The following is a 19,104-nucleotide window of genomic DNA, read 5'->3' on the forward strand; positions in this document are numbered from 1 at the left end:
CACGGCGGACAGGTGAACGAGGGAAGGGGCGCGGCATGGCCGAATCCGTGACGTCCCAGGCCCCGAGCCTGCGCCGGCTCGTCCCGCGCATCTTCTCGCGCGCGGGCCGGCACGTCGACCTCACGCGGCTGATCACGACCGTGCGAGCGAACCACCCGCGCGGCGACCTGGCGATCATCCAGCGCGCGTACGCCGTCGCGGAGGAGAAGCACCGGGGGCAGAAGCGCCAGAGCGGCGAGCCGTACATCACGCATCCGCTCGCGGTCGCCCAGATCCTCGCCGAGCTCGGCCTCGGACCGCGTGCGATCGCGGCCGCGCTGCTGCACGACACGGTCGAGGACACCGGCTATCCGCTGCCCGAGCTGCAGGCCGAATTCGGCGACGAGGTCGCCCTGCTGGTCGACGGCGTCACGAAGCTCGACAAGGTCAAGTACGGCGAGAGCGCGCAGGCCGAGACCGTCCGCAAGATGATCGTCGCGATGTCGAAGGACATCCGCGTGCTCGTGATCAAGCTCGCAGACCGCCTGCACAACGCGCGCACGTGGGGCTTCGTCCCGCCCGAGAAGGCGAAGAAGAAGGCCACCGAGACGCTCGAGATCTATGCGCCGCTCGCGCATCGCCTCGGCATCCAGACCATCAAGTCCGAGCTCGAGGACCTGTCGTTCGCGGTGCTGCACCCGAAGATCTACAACGAGATCGACAGCCTCGTGAAGCAGCGGACGCCGCAGCGCGAGCAGTACGTGCAGAACGTGATCGACGACGTCAGCCGTGACCTGCATGAGCTGCGCATCCGCGGCACGGTCGCGGGGCGTCCCAAGCAGCTGTACTCCGTCTATCAGAAGATGGTGGTGCGCGGTCGCGAGTTCGACGACATCTACGACCTGATCGGCATCCGCGTGATCGTCGCGACGGTGCGCGACTGCTACGCCGTGCTGGGATCGATCCACGCGCGCTGGCGTCCGCTTCCCGGTCGCTTCAAGGACTACATCGCCACGCCGAAGTTCAACCTGTACCGCTCGCTGCACACGACGGTGATCGGACCCGGCGGGCGCACGGTCGAGATCCAGATCCGCACGAACGAGATGCACCAGCAGGCCGAGTTCGGTGTCGCGGCGCACTGGAAGTACAAGGAGCGGATGGCCGGCGGCAAGGCCACCGACCCGAAGTCCATCGACACCGACATGGCGTGGCTCGCCCGGATCTCCGACTGGGAGTCGGAGACGAAGGATCCGGGGGAGTTCCTCGACTCGCTGCGCTTCGAGATCGGCGCGAAGGACGTCTACGTCTTCACGCCGAAGGGCAAGGTCATCGGTCTGCCGGCCGGGGCGACGCCCGTCGACTTCGCCTACGCCGTGCACACCGAGATCGGTCACCGCACGATGGGGGCAAAGGTCAACGGCCGGCTGGTGCCGCTCGAGTCGACCCTGAGCTCGGGCGACGTGGTCGAGGTGTTCACGTCGAAGAATCCGGACGCGAGCCCGAGCCAGGACTGGCTCACGTTCGTCAAGAGCACGCGCGCCCGCAACAAGATCCGCGGCTGGTTCACCAAGGAGCGCCGCGACGAGGCGATCGAGCAGGGCAAGGACGCGATCGCGCGCGCGATGCGGCGCCACGCCCTGCCGCTGCAGCGGCTGAAGGACTCGCTGCAGGAGGTCGCCGACCTCATGCACTACGAGGACGTCTCGGCGCTGTACGCGGCGGTCGGCGAGGGACACGTCTCGACGCAGTCGGTGCTCGAGAAGGTCTCCGCCCTCGTGCAGGCGAGCGACGAGCCGACGACCGAGCAGGTGGAGCTTCCGCCGACGATCAGCCAGCGCGCACCGCGCGGCGGCGACTCGGGCGTGCTCGTGCGCGGCGCAGACGACATCCTCGTCAAGCTCGCCAAGTGCTGCACGCCGGTGCCGGGCGATGAGATCGTCGGCTTCATCACGCGCGGCAGCGGCGTCTCGGTGCACCGCGAGGACTGCACCAACGTGAAGTCGCTCAAGACCGACCCCGAGCGCATGATCGAGGTGACGTGGGCGCCCACGACCAAGAGCGTGTTCCTCGTGCACATCCAGGTCGAGGCGCTCGATCGTTCTGGACTGCTGTCGGACGTCACGCGGGTGCTCACCGAGCATCACGTCAACATCCTGTCGGCGACCGTGTCGACGACCAAGGAGCGCCTGGCCCTCAGCCGCTTCGTGTTCGAGATGGGCGACGCCGTGCACCTCGACCGCGTGCTGAACGCCGTGCGCCGCATCGACGGCGTGTACGACGTCTACCGCGTGACGTCGTCCTGATCCGCCGGAGACGCTGACCGGGCGTCCGTCAGGCCCGCCAGGAACGCCATCGCGGGCTGCCTTCCGGGGAACCGCCGGTGCGCGACGAGCCAGGCGAGCGCCTCGCCGATCAGCGCGGGCGTCGCGAGGCGCCGCGCGCAGTCGGCGGACAGCGGATCGGACGATTCCCTGGCCAGCTCGACGAGCGTGCGCGCGGGGGTCGCGACGCGGACGCCGCCGAGCAGGATCGTGTCGTCCTCATCGATGGGGGTGTCGCGGAAGCGGATGCCGCGGCTGACCGGGCGCCCCACGCCGTGCGCGCCGCGCTGCACGTGGTGCACCGCGGGCGGCGCGCCCGACGCGCCGTGCACCCACGCGGCGCTCACACCGATCGCGACGAGGCGTTCGCCGAGCAGTCCGCGCAGGGAAGCCGCCCGCACCGCCGGCGTCTCCAGCGCATCGGCCGGCGCGTAGGCGCCGCGGCCGACGCGAGCGAGGTCGCCGTCGACCCGGGCCGCCGACAGCTCGGCGGGGGACAGGATCTCGTGGGGCAGGTGCACGCGGGCCATGCACGCAGTGTGCCCGGAACGGCGAAGAGCGCGCGGCCCGGTGTGGATAACCGGAGCCGCGCGCCCTCGAGCGGTGTTCGCGTCGTGCCGATGCGCGGCGGGTCAGCCCCCGATGGCCTTGAGCCAGGCGCGACGGGCATCCAGCGCCTCGCGCGCGTTCGCCACGGCCTTCGCGTCGCCCTTGGCCTCGGCGGCCGCGAGCTCCTTCTCGAGCTTCTCGATCGCGTCCTCGAGCTGGCGCGTCGCGTCGTTCGCGCGCGCCTTGGTCTCGGGGTTGTTGCGCTTCCAGTCGACCTCTTCGCGCGCACGCAGATCCTGCTCGATCTTGCGCAGCTGGTCATCCAGCGCGCGCTCGGCGTCGCGCGGGAAGATCCGGCCGACCTCGTCCCAGCGACGCTGGATGCCGGTCAGCAGCTGGCGCGCGCGCTTCACGTCGGCGGTGTCGGGAACGACCTTCGCCTCCTCGAGCAGCGCCTTGCGCGCCTCGATGCGCGGTGCCGACTCGGCCTGCTCGGCGGCGTCGCGCTCGGCGCGGGCCGAGTACAGGGCGTCGCCCGCGGCCTTGAAGCGCGCCCACAGGGCGTCGTCCACCTTGCGTCCGGCGCGGCCCGCGGCCTTCCACTCGTCGAGCAGGTTGCGATAGGCGGGGATGCCGTCCTCGCCCTTCGGCGCGAGGGCCTCGGCGCGCTCGAGGATCTTCGTCTTGCGGTCGCGCGCGGCCTTGTGGGTCTCGTCGAGCTCGGCGAAGAACGCCCGGCGGTGGCGCTCGACCGTCGAGCGCGCGTCGCGGAACCGCTTCCACAGCGCCTGGCCGGTCGCCTTGGGCAGGCGCGGCGCCGACTGCTGGTGCTGCTGCCACTCCTCGAACGCCGCGTTGAGCTCGGTCGTCGCCTGCTTCCACTGGATCGACTTCGGATCGCGGGCGGCGAGGGCCTCGACGCGCTCGACGATCGCGGTGCGCTGGGCGACGGCCTCGTCGACAGCGGCGCGATGCGCGGCGGCCTCCTCGGCGCTCGCCTCCGCGAGCGACGCGGTCAGCGCGTCGAGCAGGTCGGTCAGACCGGCGAGGTCGCCCACGACGGCGGCGCCCACGACCTCCTCGCGCAGCTTCTTCGCCTGGCTGCGCAGGTCCGCGGCGGAGGCACCGCCGCGCAGCCGGCGCTGCGCCAGCGTGCGCACGCGCAGGGCGAGGTCGTCGAACTTGCGCTCGTAGTAGGCGAGCGCCTCCTGCGGCGTGCCGTCGGGGTACTCGCCGACAACGCGCCACTCGTCGCCCTCGCGGACCGAGACGACGCCGGCATCGTCGACGCGTCCCCACGTCGTCGCGGCGGCGTCCGCGGTCGGCTCGGCGGCCTCGCCGGGCTCGGCGTCGGCGGCCGCCTCGACGGCCGACGGGGCCTCCTCGGCAGCGGGGTCGTCGGCGACCGGCTCATCGGCGGCGGGCTTCTCGGCGACCGGGTTCTCGACGACGGGTTCCTCGGCGGACGGCGATGCGGTGGCGTCGCCCTCGTCGGCCGCGGCCGCATCCTGCTGCGCGGGCTCGGTGGCCTGGCTCTCGTTCTCCGGCGCCGTCTCGCTCACCGACTCGGTGCGCTCCGGCGCGGTCTCGGCACCCTGGGCGGCGTCGGCGCCGGCCGGGGTGAGGTCTTCAGCGGGGGTGTGATCGGGGCTCGTCACGGGAGGCTCCTTGCGCGGTGACCGCGGGAGGGGACAGGACGCGCCCCAGCCTAGTACGCCCCCGCACGAGCGATCCGGCGTCAGCCGGCGGGTGTCTCCGTCGGCGCGGGCGAGGTCGTCGGCGCCGGAGTGCCCGTGACGTCCGGTGCTGGTGCGGGCGACTGCGAGATCGCCGGCGTCTGGCTCGGTGCCGGCGCCTCCGCCGCGCCGGGGCCGACCGAATAGAACAGCGCCTGACCGCCGACCGCCGCAGCGACCACGAGGCCCGCGACGCTCGAGGCGAGGATGTTGTCGCGGCGCCTCCGGCGGGCCTGCGCCTGATGGTGCTGCACGCGCGCCTCGTACAGTCGCGCACGCTCGCGGGCCTCGCGCGCTGCGCGATCCCGGCCTGGCGACCTGCCCCCTGCGGCCATCTGCTGCGGATCCTCTCACCGTGGTCGACGTCGCTCGCTCCGCTGGACGGCGCCTGGGGGCGTGTCCGGCGAAGCGCGATAGAGCCTACGCAGGCTCGCGCTCGTCGTCGAAATCGACACGGTCATGTCCGCCGTCCCGCCTACGCTGGAGGGATGAACTCGGGCTCCCTGATGGGCGGCGGCCGCGGCTCGACGCCGCTCGCCGTGCGGATGCGCCCGACGTCCCTCGACGAGGTCGCGGGGCAGGCGCACCTGCTGCGGCCCGGTTCGCCGATCGTGGCGCTCGCCGATCCCGACGCGCAGGCGCCCGGCACCGTGTCGGTCATCCTGTGGGGCCCGCCCGGCACGGGCAAGACGACGCTCGCGCAGGCGATCGCCCGCTCATCGGGCCGCCGCTTCGTCGAGCTGTCGGCCATCACCGCGGGCGTGAAGGACGTCCGCGAGGTGATGCAGGAGGCGCTGAACCAGCGCGACCTGTACGGGCAGTCGACGATCCTGTTCCTCGACGAGATCCACCGTTTCACGAAGGCCCAGCAGGACGCACTGCTGCCCGGCGTCGAGAACGGCTGGGTCATCCTGATCGCCGCGACCACGGAGAACCCCAGCTTCTCTGTCATCTCGCCGCTGCTCTCGCGCTCGCTGCTGCTCACGCTGCAGCCGCTGACGGACGACGACCTCGGGCGCCTCGTCGACAGGGCCGTGACCGATGCGCGCGGCCTCGCGGGGGAGGTGCGCCTCGAGCCCGAGGCGCGCGCCGCGCTGATCCGCCTCGCGTCCGGCGACGCGCGCCGGGCGCTCACGGCGCTCGAGGCGAGCGCCGGCGTCGCGGCGTCCGAGGCGCCGGAAGACGCGGACGAGCCCGTCGTCACGGCCGAGCACGTGGCGCAGGCCGTCGACCGCGCCCTGCTGCGCTACGACCGTCAGGGCGACGAGCACTACGACGTGATCAGCGCGTTCATCAAGTCGATCAGGGGCTCCGACGTCGACGCGGCGATGCATTACCTCGCGCGCATGATCGAGGCGGGGGAGGACCCGCGGTTCATCGCCCGGCGTCTCGTGATCTCCGCGTCCGAGGACATCGGGCTCGCCGACCCGCAGGCTCTCCAGATCGCGATCGCGGCGGCGGACGCGGTGGCGTTCATCGGCATGCCGGAGGGCAGGATCCCGCTGGCGCAGGCGACCGCGTACCTCGCCACCGCGGCGAAGTCGAATGCCGCCTACAACGCGATCAACGCCGCCATCGCCGACATCAAGGCCGGCCGGATGGGGCCCGTCCCCAAGCATCTGCGCGATGCGCACTATGCGGGCGCGAAGCGGCTCGGGCACGGCAAGGGCTACGTGTACCCGCACGATCACGACCTCGGCGTCGTGCGTCAGCAGTACCTGCCGGACGAACTGCGCAGGCGCCGCTACTACGAGCCGAAGCCGCACGGCGCCGAGCGCGAGGTCGGCGCGCGGCTCGAGCGCCTGCGCCGCATCCTCGGCGACTGACGTCGAGGCGCGCGGGCGGCGTCGGCGCGGGGCGATGGGGGCGACCCCGAGCCGGTCAGGGGGAACCCCGGTTTCCGCCGCGAATCCTTGACGCGGCGCGACGCGGACCGCGAGGGTGAGCAGACATCCCCTCCCGCACTCCCGTCCCTTCCCCGAACGAGGTCTCCCCGCATGGCCGTCTTCCGACGTGTGATCCTGCCTGTCTTCTGGCTCGTCATCGGCGCGATCGTCGCCGTGGCGCTCGCCAAGCTCGCCTTCTTCCCCGACCGCACCGAGGCTCCCGCCGTGGGCGCCGGCGCGGAGCCGACCGGCGCGCTGGCCGAGCCGCAGCTGCCGGTCGAGCGAGGCACGATCGTGAACGACCTGGAGCTTCCCGCGACGATCGCGAACGACCCGGCGGTCGCGGTGCAGGTGTACAAGGCGGGCACGGTCGTCGACGTGTTCTTCGCGAAGGGCCAGCAGGTGAAGGCCGGCGCGATCGTCGCCAGCGTGCGGGAGCAGGTGCCGCAGGAGGACGGATCGACCATCGACCTGTGGAGCGAGATCGTCGCACCCGGGACCGGCACGCTGTCCGACCTCACGCTCGCGAGCGGTCAGGCCGTGGCTCCCGGCGACACGGTCGGGGCGATCGCGCCCGCGACCTTCCGGATCCAGGGCTCGATCGCGCCGGCGGATCGCTACCGCCTGATGACGGAGCCGAAGGAGGCGCGGGTCGAGATCCCGGGCGGGCCCGCGCCGTTCACCTGCACGGGCCTCGTGCTGGAGACGCCGCTCGCGGGCCTCGAGAGCGGGGCGGGGGAAGGGGCCACGCCCGCCACGACCACGGTGCGCTGTCCGGTTCCCGACGACGTGCGGGTGTTCCCGGGCCTGAGCGCCACGATCACCATCCCGGGCGGCGTGGCCGAGGACGTGCTCGTCGTGCCGATGACCGCGGTGCTCGGCACCGCGGAGGCGGGCCTCGTGTTCGTGCCGGGCGCCGACGGGCTCCCTGAGGAGCGCGACGTCGTGCTCGGTCTCCACGACGGCACGGTCATCGAGGTGCGCGAGGGCCTGGAGGAGGGCGAGGCGATCTTCGAGTTCGTGCCCGTCTCCGAGCAGCCCGACGACGACGCCGAGCAGACGAGCGCCGGGGCGGAGGGGTGAGCGCCCCGATCCTGCGGGCTCGCGGCATCACCCGCACGGTCGAGCTGCCCGACGCGGCGCCCCTGCACATCCTGCGCGGGGTGGATCTCGACGTGGCGGTCGGCGATCACCTGAGCATCATGGGCCGATCGGGTTCGGGGAAGTCCACCCTGCTGAACATCCTGGGACTGCTCGACGCGCCCACGGACGGCGAGCTCGAGTTCGACGGCGTGCCGCTGCAGCGGATGAGCGCCGGGCGACGGGACCGCACGCGTGGCCGCAACGTGGGCTTCGTATTCCAGCAGTTCAATCTGCTGCCGGGCCGCACGGCGCTCGAGAACGTCGAGATGCCGCTGCTGTACGACGGCGGCCGCGGCTTCTGGCGACGCCGCGCGATCGCCACGGAGATGCTCGAGCGCGTCGGGCTCGGCAGCCGGCTCGAGCAGATGCCCGAGCGGCTGTCGGGAGGCGAGCAGCAGCGCGTCGCGATCGCCCGCGCACTCGTGCGCTCACCGCGGCTGATCCTCGCGGACGAGCCGACCGGCGCCCTCGACGTCGAGACGGGGGCCGTGATCATGGATCTCCTCGACGACATCGCGACCCAGGCCGGCGCCGCGCTCATCACCATCACGCACGATCCGCACGTCGCGGTGCGGGCGCAGCGAGCGTTCCGGCTCGCGCACGGCGTGCTGCACGAGACCGTGCCCGTGCTCGAGCCGGCTGCCGCCGTGCGGGCGGGAGACGCGGTATGAGGCCCGTGACCGCGATCGCGGGCGCGTTGTCGGAGGCATGGCAGGAGCTGCGCGTGCACCGGCTGCGGGTGCTGCTCAGCCTGATCGTCGTGGCGGTCTCCGTCGCCGCGTTCACGGGCGTGGTCGCGCTCGGGCAGATGGTGGCGCAGGGCTTCCAGGAGCAGATGGAGCGCAACGGCGGCAGGCCCGCGCTCGTCGGGTTCTCGGCGTACGAGGCGACGAGCGATCCGGAGGCCGTTCCCGCGCCGCCCGACGCGGACGTCGTGGACGCCGCGTTCTTCGCCACGACCGAGCGCTTCGGCGTGAACTGGGCGGCGCGCGTCGCGCAGGTCGACGCGGTCGTGCCGAGCGGGACCTGGGTGAGCATGCAGGCGGTCGATCCCGACTACGGGGTCATGCGGCGCGTGCCCGTGCTCGAGGGGCGCTGGTTCGCGCACGCCGACGGCGACCGGCTCGTGCCCGCCGTCGTGATCAGCGAGAACTGGTGGCAGGCGCTCGGCGAGCCGCCGATGCCGTCGCATCCGACGGTCACCGTCTCGCTGAGCACCTGGAGCTTCGACGGCACGCCCACCGCACCCGTGTCCGCGGAGGCGGTGGTGGTCGGCGTGACCACCTCGACGGCCGGGCCCGATGCGTACAACGGCTACATCGTCTACGACGACGCGACGGCGATCGTCGGACCGGCGCTCAGCGCGAATGCGATGCGCGAAGCGTGGATCCCGGTCGAGGGGGCCGACGCGCTGATGGAGGCGATGAAGGCCTCGATGACGGCGAGCCTGCCGCGCGGCATGCAGACCGACGCGCAGCGCACCGACTTCCTGTTCCAGCAGGAGCAGGGCGGCTTCGACCCGTTCGGGCCGATGTTCCTGATCCTCGGTGCGATCGCGGCGCTGATCCTCACGCTCGGGGGCCTCAGCCTGCTCAACATCACGCTCGTCACGGTGCGGCACCGGATCCGCGAGATCGGCGTGCGCCGGGGCTTCGGTGCGACCGGCACCCGGGTGTTCTTCTCCGTGATGCTCGAGAGCGTCGTGGCGACCGTCATCGCCGGCGGCATGGGCATCGTGATCGCGATCCTCGTGCTGCGCATGCCCCTGCTGACGGACAACCTGTTCGCCGACCTGCAGGAGCCGCCCGCGTTCCCCATGTCCGCCGCCGTGACGGGTCTGCTGGTCTCGGCGGGTGTCGGCGCCCTCGCGGGGCTCCTGCCCGCGCTGGTCGCCGTCCGGGTGCGCCCGATCGACGCCATCCGCTACTGACGGTGTCCGCGGGGGCGGTCTGATAGGCTTGAGCGGCTCGAAATCCGGGCACATCCCCTTTCGCACGATCCCTCGGGTGGGTAGACGTACGCCCGAACCGGATGGGAGGGGACTGTACGTCCGAGCGTCGCGACAGCCGCGGCCTCGTGAAAGGAAACCATGGTCACCAAGTCCCAGGACCGCCGCAAGGTCCGTCTGTCGCGCGCCCTCGGCGTCGCGCTGACCCCGAAGGCCGCGCGCTACCTCGAGAAGCGTCCCTACGGCCCCGGTCAGCACGGCCGCACGAAGCGCAAGGCCGACAGCGACTACGCCGTCCGCCTGCGTGAGAAGCAGCGTCTGCGCGAGCAGTACGGCATCCGCGAGAAGCAGCTGCGCATCGCCTTCAACGAGGCTCGTCGCACCGAGGGCCTGACGGGTGAGAACCTCGTCGAGCTCCTCGAGATGCGTCTCGACGCCCTCGTGCTGCGTTCGGGCTTCGCCCGCACCACCGCGCAGGCCCGTCAGTTCGTCGTGCACCGTCACATCACGGTCGACGGCAAGATCGTCGACCGCCCGTCGTTCCGCGTGAAGCCGGGTCAGACGATCGAAGTCAAGGCCAAGAGCGAGGGCCTCGAGCCCTTCCAGGTCGCGGCTCTCGGCGGTCACGCCGAGGTGCTGCCCGCCGTGCCGGCCTACCTCGAGGTCGAGCTCGACAAGCTCCAGGCGAAGCTCGTGCGTCGCCCGAAGCGCGCCGAGGTGCCCGTCACGTGTGACGTGCAGCTCGTCGTCGAGTACTACGCGGCGCGCTGAGCGATCCCGCGTCACGGAGGGCGTCGAGGCTTCGGCCTCGGCGCCCTTCGTCGTACCGCGCCCGGCGCCTTCGGCAGCCGCGCCCGGCGTCGGTCTACGATGGAACGACGCGGCCACGTGCCGTCCGATCGGAGGATGGGTGACATGAAGAACCTGCTGGCGTTCCTGCTCGGCATCATCGCGGGCTTCGTCGCCGCCCACTTCCTCAACAAGGATCCCCGGGGCGCCGAGCTGCTCGCCGACATCGACGCGCGCATCGAGGAGTTCACGGGCCGCATCGGCGAGGCGTACCGCCTCGAGGAGGCCCGCCGCTCGTCGGCGGACGACGCCCCCGCCGTCTGACCCCATCCGCTTCCCGGCCGTCACCCGAGACGGCCGCCCCCGCATGCTGGCGCGCTCCCTGCGGGACGCGACCGCAGATCGACCAAGGACGAACCACCCCACATGAAGACCGCGGAGATCGCGAAGCGCTACCTCGACTACTTCGAGAAGAACGACCACACGATCGTGCCGTCCGCCTCCCTCGTGAGCGACGACCCGTCGATCCTGTTCACGATCGCGGGCATGGTGCCGTTCATCCCGTACCTGACGGGTGTCGTGCCCGCGCCGCACCCGCGCATCGCGGATGTGCAGAAGTGCATCCGCACGAACGACATCGAGGAGGTCGGCAAGACCGCCCGCCACGGCACGTTCTTCCAGATGCTCGGCAACTGGTCGTTCGGCGACTACTTCAAGCAGGGAGCGATCACGTACGCGTGGGAGCTGCTCACGTCGAGTGAGTCCGACGGGGGTCTCGGCTTCGACGAGAAGGACCTGTGGGTCACGGTCTACGAGACCGACGACGAGGCCGAGGCGATCTGGCGCGACGTCATCGGCCTGAAGCCCGAGCGCATCCAGCGGCTCGGCGCGGAGGACAACTACTGGCACACCGGCCAGCCCGGTCCCGGCGGTCCCGACTCGGAGATCTTCTTCGACCGCGGCCCGGCGTACGGCCGCGACGGCGGTCCGGCCGTCGACGACACGCGCTTCCTCGAGATCTGGAATCTCGTCTTCATGCAGGACCGGATCGAGGACGTGCGCTCGAAGGTGGACTTCCGCGTCGTCGGCGAGCTGCCCGCGAAGAACATCGACACCGGCATGGGTCTCGAGCGCGTCGCGTTCCTCAAGCAGGGCGTCGAGAACATGTACGAGATCGACCAGGTGCGCCCCGTGCTCGACCGCGCATCCGAGCTCTCGGGCCGCCGGTACGGCGCCGTGCACGAGGACGACGTGCGCTTCCGCATCATCGCCGACCACGTCCGCTCGTCGCTCATGCTGCTGTCCGACGGCGTGACGCCGTCGAACGAGGGGCGCGGCTACATCCTGCGCCGCCTGATGCGTCGCAGCGTGCGCGCCATGCGTCTGCTCGGGGTCGAGGAGGCGACGTTCCCCGCGCTGTTCGAGGCCTCGCGCGATGCGATGAAGGAGGCCTACCCGGTCGTCGAGAGCGACTGGCAGCGGATCTCGTCGTACGCGTTCGCGGAGGAGGAGACCTTCCTGCGTACGCTGACGTCCGGATCGACGATCCTCGACACCGCGGTGCAGAAGACCAAGGCGCAGGGCGGCGCGACGCTCGGCGGCGACCAGGCCTTCCTGCTGCACGACACGTACGGCTTCCCGATCGATCTCACGCTCGAGATCGCGGAGGAGGCGGGCATCGGCGTCGACCGCGCCGGCTTCGACGCCCTGATGCAGGAGCAGAAGCAGCGTGCGAAGGCGGATGCGCGCTCGCGCAAGCGGGCGATCGCCGACGTGAGCGTGTACCGCGACTTCCGCGCGCTCGGCGAGACCGTGTTCACGGGCTTCACCGACCTCGAGACCGAGAGCCGCGTGCTCGGCGTGCTCGTCGACGGGATCTCGACCGGCAGCGCGTCGGAGGGACAGATCGCCGAGGTCATCCTCGCCGAGACCGCGCTGTACGCCGAGTCGGGCGGCCAGGTCGCGGACAAGGGGACGATCGTCGGGCCGGGCTACGAGCTCGAGGTGCTCGACGTGCAGCGTCCGGTGCCCGGGCTCGTGAGTCACACGGTGCAGGTCACGCGCGGCGAGGTCGGCCAGGACCAGCCCGCCACCACGATCGTCGACGCCGCGAACCGCCGCGCCGCCCAGCAGGCGCACTCGGCCACGCACCTCGTGCACGCTGCCCTGCGCGACACGCTCGGCAAGGGCGCCACGCAGGCCGGCTCGCTGAACCGCGCGGGCTACCTCCGCTTCGACTTCACGTGGGGCCAGGCGCTCAGCGCCGCGACCCGCTCGGAAATCGAGGAGATCGCGAACAATGCCGTGCGCGACAACCTCGAGGTCACGACCCGCGTGCTCTCGCTCGAGGACGCGAAGGCCGCCGGCGCCATGGCGCTGTTCGGCGAGAAGTACGGCGAGACCGTGCGGATGGTCGACATCGGCGGCCCGTGGTCGCGCGAGCTGTGCGGCGGTACGCACGTGTCCTCGAGCGCCGAGATCGGGCTCGTGAGCCTGATCGGCGAGTCGTCGGTCGGCGCGTCCAACCGCCGCGTCGAGGCCCTCGTCGGCGTGGACGCGTTCCGCGAGCTGACCGCCGAGCGTGCGATCGTCGCCGAGCTGTCCGCGTCCCTGAAGGCGCCGAAGGACCAGCTCTCGGCGCGGATCGCGGAGCTCACCGCGAACCTCAGGGCCGCCGAGAAGAAGATCGCCGCGTTCGAGGCCCGTGCGCTCGCCGACCGCGTGCCCGCGCTCGCCCAGACCGCGCGGCGGACCGGATCCGTCAACCTCGTCGCCGAGAACGTCGGCACGGTCGGCTCCGCCGACGATCTGCGCAGCCTCGCGACCTCGGTGCGCGAGCGTCTCGGGTCGGATGCCGCGGTCGTGGCCCTGACGGGGCTCGCCGGCGACAAGGTGCTCGCGATCGTCGCGACGAACGACGCCGCGCGTGCGGCGGGCGCGAAGGCGGGCGCGCTGGTCAAGGCCGCGCTGGGTCCGCTCGGCGGGCGCGGCGGCGGACGCGACGACATGGCGCAGGGCGCGGGTGCGGAGGCGTCCGGCATCGTCGCCGCCCTGGACGCCGTGCGCGCCCAGCTGCAGGGGTGATGAGCGACTTCCGACGCGGCGTGCGTCTCGGCGTCGACGTGGGCAAGGCCCGCGTCGGCGTCGCCCGCTGCGACCCGGACGGGATGCTGGCCGTGCCCGTGGAGACGGTCCCGCGCGACGAGCGTTCGATCGCTCGTCTCGTCGAGCTCGCGGCGGAGCACGAGCCGCTCGAGTTCGTCGTGGGGCTGCCGCTCAACATGCGCGGCGAGGACACCCCGTCGACGGCGGACGCCCGCGAGTTCGCGGCCCAACTCGCGGCCGCCCAGACGGCGCCCGTGCGGCTCGTCGACGAGCGCCTCAGCACGGTGTCCGCGCATTCCGCCCTGCGCCAGTCCGGGCGTTCCCAGAAGGGTTCTCGTAGCATTGTGGATCAGGTCGCCGCGGTGGTTCTGCTGCAGCACGCCATCGACAGCGAGAAGCGCACCGGGGCGGCCGCCGGTACCCCTGCCGGCATACCCGAGGAGTAGACCCGACTCATGTCCGACCCGACTCGCGATGGCCGGCCCCTGACCCGACGTCAAGCACGGCAGGCAGCCCGCGCGCAGCAGGACCCGAACCCGCCCGCCTCCGCGGACGAGGACCCCGCGGACCCGACCGCTCCCGTGCCCGCCTCCCGCTCGCTGCCCTGGGACGAGGAGATGTTCCGCGCCCCGTCCAACGGCTCCGACGCCCCGCTCCCGTCGTCGCCCGCCGGCACCCGGCGCACGGCGCCGTCCACGCTCGCCGAGACCGCCACGCGCGCGTCCGACGAGCGAGAGCCGGTGGAGCCCGAGCCCGCCTCGCTCGAAGACCTGTTCGTGCCGGAGAACACCGCCGACGCCAAGCAGCGCCGGGGCGGCCGAGGCTGCCTCGTGACGCTCGTGATCCTGCTGGCCATCCTCGGCGGCATCGTCGCCGGCGGCTTCGCGCTCTGGAACACGTACGGCCCGCAGATCCAGGAGCGCTTCGGCTGGGACGGCCCGAGCGACTACGAGGAGGGCGCGGCGACGGGTGAGGCGACCATCACGATCGAGGAGGGCGACGGCGGCGAGGCGATCTCGCAGAAGCTCTACGAGGCCGGCGTCACCCTCAAGCCGGACTCGTTCTACGACCACCTCATCGACGCCGAGTCGATCCCGCTGTTCTACCCGGGCGTGTACCAGCTGCAGCAGAAGATGACGTCCGCGGCGGCGCTGGCGGCGATCGAGGATCCCGCCAACCGGCTGGAGAACGCCGTCGCCCTGCAGGAGGGCCTGACGGTGGAGGCGACGCTCGAGGCGGCGTCCGCCGGACTCGACATGCCGCTCGAGGAGCTCGAGGCCGCGGCCGCCGACCCCTCCGTGTTCGGCGTCGAGGGCGACAGCCTGGAGGGCTGGCTGTTCCCCGCCAACTACACGTTCGATCCGGGCGTCACGGCAGAGGACGCGATCCGCGCGATGGTCGACCGCACGCGGGAGTCGCTCGCCTCCGCCGGCGTCCCGGAGGGCCGCGAGCACGAGATCCTGACGATCGCATCGATCATCCAGCGCGAGGCGCGCTTCCAGGACGACTTCTACAAGGTCTCCCGCGTGATCCAGAACCGTCTCGACCCCGCCATCTCCGACACGGGCGGCCTGCTGCAGATGGACTCCACCGCGCAGTACGGCTACGGCGAGATGCACGACGGCACCGTCAGCAGCTCGGAGGAGGCGCTGCAGGACGACAACCCGTGGAACACCTACGTGCACACCGGCCTGCCGGTGGGCCCGATCTCGAACCCGGGCGACGTCGCGATCGATGCCGCGCTCAAGCCGGCCGAGGGGCCGTGGCAGTACTTCGTGACCGTCAACCTCGACACCGGCGAGACGGTGTTCAGCGAGACGCTCGGCGAGCACGAGCGCGCCATCGGGCAGTGGCACGAGTGGTGCGAGGCGAACCCGGACTCCGGCTGCTGACGTGCCGGCCGCACACCGACTGGCGGTCTGGGGCGACCCGATCGCACACAGCCGGTCGCCGCAGCTGCACGGCGCCGCGTACGCGATGCTCGGGCTCGACTGGACGTTCGGGCGCGTGCGCGTGGCGGAGCCCGTGTTCGACGGCATGCTGGCGACGCTCGATGCCGAGTGGCGCGGGCTCGCCGTCACGATGCCGCTCAAGGAGCGGGCATGGCGCGCGAGCGCGTGGCGCGACCGCCGCGCCGAGCTGACCGGCGCCGTGAACACGCTGCTGCTGCCCGGCGCCGACGTGCGGCGCCCCGGCGACGCACCCTCCGACGCGCCCATCGGCTTCAACACCGACGTCGGGGGCGTCGTCGCGGCGCTCGCGGACGAGGGGATCACCGCGCTCGACCGGGTGCGCATCGTCGGCGCGGGCGCGACCTCGGCCTCGGCACTCGTCGCGGCCGGGGAGATCGGCGCGCGTCGGGCGAGCATCGTCGCACGCAGCCCGGAGCGCGCCCGGCCGCTGCTCGCGCTGGCGGACCGGCTGGGAATGGAGGCGTCGGTCGAGCCGTTCGGCGCCGCGCATGCGCCCGCGGATCTGACGGTGTGCGCGCTGCCGGGCGGCACGGTCCTGCCCGACGCGCACGCCGACGCGCTCGCGACCGACGGCGGGCCGCTGTTCGACGTCGCGTACCACCCGTGGCCGTCGCATCTGGCGAGCCGCTGGACCGGGCGCGCGATCCCCGGGCTCGGCATGCTGCTGCACCAGGCCGTGCTGCAGGTGCGGGTCTTCACGACCGGCTCGGTCGAGACCCCGCTCGCGTCGGAGGATGACGTGCGCGCCGCGATGCGCTCCGCGCTCGTGGGAGACTAGGCGCATGCTCCGCGTGCTCACGGCCGGCGAATCGCACGGCCCCGAACTCATCGCCGTGATGGAGGGCCTGCCCTCCGGCGTGCCCCTTCTCGCCGAGGACATCCAGGCGGACCTGCAGCGCCGCAAGCTCGGCTACGGACGCGGATCGCGCATGAAGTTCGAGCAGGACGAGCTCACGATCTCCGGCGGCGTGCGCCACGGCCTGACCCTCGGCAGCCCCATCGCCCTGCGCATCGGCAACACCGAGTGGCCCAAGTGGACAGAGGTGATGAGCGCCGCGCCGGTCGAGCTGACCGAGAAGTCGCGCGGCCGCGGCGCGCCCCTCACGCGCCCGCGCCCCGGTCACGCCGATCTGGTCGGAATGCAGAAGTACGACTTCGACGAGGCGCGCCCGATCCTCGAGCGCGCGAGCGCCCGCGAGACGGCCGCCCGGGTCGCGCTGGGCGCCGTCGCCCGCTCCTTCCTCGGCGAGCTCGGCATCCGCCTGGTGAGCCACACGCTGTCGATCGGTCCGGTCCGCGTGCCGGACGACGCGCCGCTGCCGACCCCCGACGACGTCGCCGCCCTCGACGCGGACCCGCTGCGCTGCTTCCACGGCGAGACGTCGGAGCGGATGGTCGCCGAGGTCGACGACACGCGCAAGGCCGGCGACACGGTGGGCGGCATCGTCGAGGTGCTCGCCTACGGCCTGCCGCCGGGGCTCGGCTCGCACGTGCACTGGGACCGTCGCCTGGACGGCAAGCTCGCGCAGGCGCTCATGAGCATCCAGGCCATCAAGGGCGTGGAGGTCGGCGACGGCTTCGAGACGACGCGTCGCCGCGGGTCCGCGGCCCACGACGAGCTGTTCGTCACGCCCGACGGGATCGCGCGCGGCACCGACCGCGCGGGCGGAACGGAGGGCGGCATGTCCACCGGCACCGTGCTGCGCGTACGGGCGGGCATGAAGCCCATCGCGACCGTGCCGCACGCGCTGCGCACGGTGGACGTCGCCACGGGAGAGACCGCCGCAGCCCACCACCAGCGCTCCGACGTGTGCGCCGTGCCGGCCGCCGGCGTGGTCGCCGAGGCGATGGTCGCCATCACGCTCGCGGACGTCGTGCTCGAAAAGTTCGGCGGCGACTCCGTCCGCGAGACGCGCCGCAACCTCGAGGCGTACCTCGCAGGCATCGCCGAGGCGCTGCGGACGTCGTCGGATCCTGCCGCGCTCACGCATGACCTCGCCCTCTGACGTCCAGCCCGCCGCCGCGGCCCCGGCGCGCGGGGACGAGAAGGCGGTCGTGCTGGTCGGGCCGATGGGCGCGGGCAAGACGAGCATCGGACGCAAGCTCGCCAAGGCCCTCGCCGCCACGTTCCGCGACACGGACGCGATCGTCGTGCGCGAGCACGGTCCCATCCCCGAGCTGTTCCGCACGCGCGGCGAGCAGACGTTCCGCGAGCTCGAGCGCCACGCGGTCGCCGAGGCCCTCGCCGCGGGCGGCGTCGTCTCGCTCGGCGGCGGAGCGGTGCTCGACCCGCGCACCCGCGAGGACCTGCGGGCGCACCGGGTGGTGTTCCTCACCGTGGCGCTTCCCGCCGTGCGCGGGCGCATCGCCGGCGCCAATCGGCCGCTGCTCGAAGGCGCGGATCCGGTCGCCGAGTGGCGCCGGATCTTCGACGAGCGGCGGCCGCTGTACGAGGAGGTCGCGGGCCTCGAGATCGACACGTCGACGGGGCCCATCTCGGGCGTCGTCGCCCGCATCGCGGACTGGGTGAGACAGAGCGCCGAGGAGGGCTCCAGATGAGTGACACGACGGTGATCCCTGTCGGCGCCGAGTACGAGATCACGATCGGGCACGGCCTGCTCGCCGACGTCTCGGCCGCACTGCCGCCGGCGGCGCGCAAGGTGCTCGTCGTGCACCCGCCGACGCTGTCCGCGCAGGCCGCCGAGCTGCGGGAACGGCTGCTCGCCGACGGCGGCCGCGAGGTGCTGCTCGCCGAGATCCCCGACGCGGAGGCCGGCAAGCGCATCGAGGTCGCCGCGTTCTGCTGGCAGATCATGGGGCAGGCCGACTTCACGCGCACGGACGCCGTCGTCGGCTTCGGCGGCGGTGCCGTGACGGACCTCGCGGGCTTCGTCGCGGCGAGCTGGCTGCGCGGCGTCGAGATCGTGCAGGTGCCGACCACGGTTCTCGGCATGGTCGATGCGGCCGTGGGCGGCAAGACCGGCGTCAACACCGCCGAGGGCAAGAACCTCGTCGGCGCCTTCTGGGCGCCGCGCGCCGTGATCTGCGACCTCGACCTGCTGGCGACGCTGTCGGAGAACGAGGTGCTCGCGGGCTTCGCGGAGGTCGTCAAGGCCGGCTTCATCCGCTACCCGGAGATCCTCGACCTGATCGAGGCCGACCCGGCGCGCGTCGTCGACGTCACCTCGCCCGAGTTCCGTCGCTGCGTCGAGCTGGCGATCCGGATGAAGGCGGACGTCGTCAGCGCCGACTTCCGCGAGGCGGGGGAGCGGGAGATCCTGAACTACGGGCACACGCTCGGACACGCGATCGAGCACGCCGAGCGCTACCGCTGGCGCCACGGCGCGGCGATCTCGGTCGGGATGATGTTCGCGGCCGAGGTCTCGCGTCTCGCGGGCCGGCTCTCGGACGAGGCCGTCGACCGCCACCGCCGCGTGCTGCAGATGCTGGGCCTGCCGACGACCTACCGCGCGGGCGCGTGGGCGACGCTGCTGGCGACGATGAAGCGCGACAAGAAGACCCGCGGCGACATGCTGCGCTTCATCGTGCTGGACGACGTCGCCAAGCCCACCGTGCTGCAGGCCCCCGACGAATCGCTGCTGTTCGCGGCGTACCAGGAGGTCGGCGCCGAGGACGAGGGACGCATCATCCGCACCGGACGGTGAACACGAGAAG

17 protein-coding genes are annotated in these 19,104 nt (G+C 72.4%); 14 read left to right on the forward strand and 3 right to left on the reverse strand.

The genetic code is table 11. From position 1 onward, the window contains the following. Positions 1–35 precede the first annotated feature (35 nt). Complete coding sequence (locus tag BJP60_RS06830; protein ID WP_203138508.1) at positions 36–2,282, forward strand: RelA/SpoT family protein; 2,247 nt, start codon at positions 36–38, stop codon at positions 2,280–2,282. On the opposite strand, the gene BJP60_RS06835 is transcribed toward BJP60_RS06830, so the two are convergent. The 3 genes from BJP60_RS06835 to BJP60_RS06845 all read right to left on the reverse strand — a co-directional run bounded on the left by BJP60_RS06835 (position 2,261) and on the right by BJP60_RS06845 (position 4,839). Beyond that, the gene (locus BJP60_RS06835) at positions 2,261–2,830 is read right to left on the reverse strand and encodes a type IV toxin-antitoxin system AbiEi family antitoxin (protein WP_203138509.1); all 570 of its coding nucleotides are present in this window, start codon (positions 2,828–2,830) and stop codon (positions 2,261–2,263) included. The genes BJP60_RS06830 and BJP60_RS06835 overlap by 22 nt on opposite strands. A 102-nt stretch (positions 2,831–2,932) precedes the next feature. Beyond that, the gene (locus tag BJP60_RS06840; RefSeq protein WP_336244370.1) at positions 2,933–4,507 is read right to left on the reverse strand and encodes a DUF349 domain-containing protein; all 1,575 of its coding nucleotides are present in this window, start codon (positions 4,505–4,507) and stop codon (positions 2,933–2,935) included. Positions 4,508–4,587: 80 nt separating this feature from the next. Then, positions 4,588–4,839: a dioxygenase gene (locus tag BJP60_RS06845; protein ID WP_238439605.1), complete on the reverse strand. Its 252-nt coding sequence runs from the start codon at positions 4,837–4,839 to the stop codon at positions 4,588–4,590. Positions 4,840–5,073: 234 nt separating this feature from the next. Between BJP60_RS06845 and BJP60_RS06850 the strand changes: the two genes are divergently transcribed. The 13 genes from BJP60_RS06850 (at position 5,074) to aroB (ending at position 19,094) form a co-directional block, all read left to right on the forward strand. Then, complete coding sequence (locus BJP60_RS06850; RefSeq protein WP_203138513.1) at positions 5,074–6,411, forward strand: replication-associated recombination protein A; 1,338 nt, start codon at positions 5,074–5,076, stop codon at positions 6,409–6,411. A gap of 171 nt (positions 6,412–6,582) precedes the next feature. Further along, positions 6,583–7,554, forward strand: a complete 972-nt coding sequence (locus BJP60_RS06855; RefSeq protein ID WP_203138515.1) for an efflux RND transporter periplasmic adaptor subunit — start codon at positions 6,583–6,585, stop codon at positions 7,552–7,554. Then, on the forward strand, positions 7,551–8,285 hold the full coding sequence (locus BJP60_RS06860) for an ABC transporter ATP-binding protein (protein ID WP_238439606.1): 735 nt from the start codon (positions 7,551–7,553) through the stop codon (positions 8,283–8,285). The genes BJP60_RS06855 and BJP60_RS06860 overlap by 4 nt, the downstream gene beginning before the upstream one ends. A 5-nt stretch (positions 8,286–8,290) precedes the next feature. Further along, entirely contained in the window at positions 8,291–9,544 is a 1,254-nt protein-coding gene (locus tag BJP60_RS06865) for an ABC transporter permease (RefSeq protein WP_203138517.1), read from the forward strand. A gap of 159 nt (positions 9,545–9,703) precedes the next feature. Beyond that, complete coding sequence (gene rpsD / locus BJP60_RS06870) at positions 9,704–10,333, forward strand: 30S ribosomal protein S4 (protein WP_203138525.1); 630 nt, start codon at positions 9,704–9,706, stop codon at positions 10,331–10,333. A 144-nt stretch (positions 10,334–10,477) separates the two neighbouring features. Next, on the forward strand, positions 10,478–10,675 hold the full coding sequence (locus BJP60_RS06875) for a hypothetical protein (protein WP_203138527.1): 198 nt from the start codon (positions 10,478–10,480) through the stop codon (positions 10,673–10,675). 102 nt (positions 10,676–10,777) lie between these two features. Next, positions 10,778–13,435, forward strand: coding sequence for an alanine--tRNA ligase (gene alaS / locus BJP60_RS06880; protein ID WP_203138529.1), 2,658 nt, complete (start codon positions 10,778–10,780; stop codon positions 13,433–13,435). Beyond that, positions 13,435–13,902 carry a Holliday junction resolvase RuvX gene (gene ruvX / locus BJP60_RS06885; RefSeq protein ID WP_203138531.1) on the forward strand — a complete coding sequence of 156 codons (468 nt, stop codon included), beginning with the start codon at positions 13,435–13,437 and terminating at the stop codon, positions 13,900–13,902. The genes alaS and ruvX overlap by 1 nt, the downstream gene beginning before the upstream one ends. 9 nt (positions 13,903–13,911) lie before the next feature. Beyond that, a complete protein-coding gene (gene mltG, locus BJP60_RS06890) occupies positions 13,912–15,348 on the forward strand; it encodes an endolytic transglycosylase MltG (RefSeq protein ID WP_238439607.1) in 1,437 nt (478 codons plus the stop codon). A gap of 1 nt (position 15,349) precedes the next feature. Then, on the forward strand, positions 15,350–16,207 hold the full coding sequence (locus tag BJP60_RS06895; protein WP_203138533.1) for a shikimate dehydrogenase: 858 nt from the start codon (positions 15,350–15,352) through the stop codon (positions 16,205–16,207). A 4-nt stretch (positions 16,208–16,211) separates the two neighbouring features. Further along, positions 16,212–17,435, forward strand: a complete 1,224-nt coding sequence (gene aroC, locus BJP60_RS06900; RefSeq protein ID WP_203138535.1) for a chorismate synthase — start codon at positions 16,212–16,214, stop codon at positions 17,433–17,435. Then, positions 17,419–17,988 (forward strand): shikimate kinase, encoded by a 570-nt coding sequence (locus tag BJP60_RS06905; protein WP_203138537.1) that lies wholly within the window; start codon positions 17,419–17,421, stop codon positions 17,986–17,988. Before aroC ends, BJP60_RS06905 begins: the two co-directional genes overlap by 17 nt. Then, positions 17,985–19,094: a 3-dehydroquinate synthase gene (aroB, locus tag BJP60_RS06910; RefSeq protein ID WP_203138538.1), complete on the forward strand. Its 1,110-nt coding sequence runs from the start codon at positions 17,985–17,987 to the stop codon at positions 19,092–19,094. Before BJP60_RS06905 ends, aroB begins: the two co-directional genes overlap by 4 nt. The last annotated feature ends 10 nt before the right edge of the window (positions 19,095–19,104 follow it).

The organism is Microbacterium sp. JZ31 (assembly GCF_016805985.1).
GTDB lineage: Bacteria > Actinomycetota > Actinomycetes > Actinomycetales > Microbacteriaceae > Microbacterium.